1 protein-coding gene is annotated in these 510 nt (G+C 42.5%); it reads right to left on the bottom strand.

Features of this window, described 5'->3' with window-relative positions:
• On the bottom strand, window positions 1–510 hold a 510-nt coding region (locus ACGTN6_RS21085; protein ID WP_394595069.1), incomplete at both ends, for an SLAP domain-containing protein.

The raw sequence follows: 510 nt of genomic DNA, 5'->3' as shown, positions 1-510 counted from the left end.
ATTGGTATGGTGCGCTTTTAATCCCATGAAGTTCACTTCACCTGTTTTTGGAGGCGTAAGGGATTCTGTGTAATCTTTTAATTTCTCGAAGTCTTCATTTGCCATGGATTTCTGCCAGCTTTCAGCTAGTTCAAGCGTATGCTTTTGAGAGCTCTTCTTCAATTCAAAAGCTAACTTCCATCCCTCAGCAGGCACTTCTTCAATAGGAACAAACAGGTCTTTCTTGTTAAACATGAAAAGGTGAGGGCGGCTTGAGCGTGCAGGTAATTCGCCGAGCTTCGATAAGTCGAATTCCTTTCGCCCTAGCTTGGTTCCGTCTTCTTTGACTAATAGAATCGTAGTTTCGTTAAACGTTACTTTTTTGTTTAAAGAGTTTCGTACGAAAGCACCGGCGGCCACTTCATCCTCTAACTTTTTTAACTCAAAAGCTCCAAGAGAGAGTTGATTAGGCATAAGTGGTGGGTGTTCGTTGTTCATAAAGCGGTACACGTACACATCTTCTTCCTCGAG

The organism is Halomonas sp. B23F22_20 (assembly GCF_043496985.1).
Classification (GTDB): Bacteria; Pseudomonadota; Gammaproteobacteria; order Pseudomonadales; family Halomonadaceae; genus Halomonas.
This window is presented reverse-complemented; position numbering and strand designations above follow the sequence as displayed.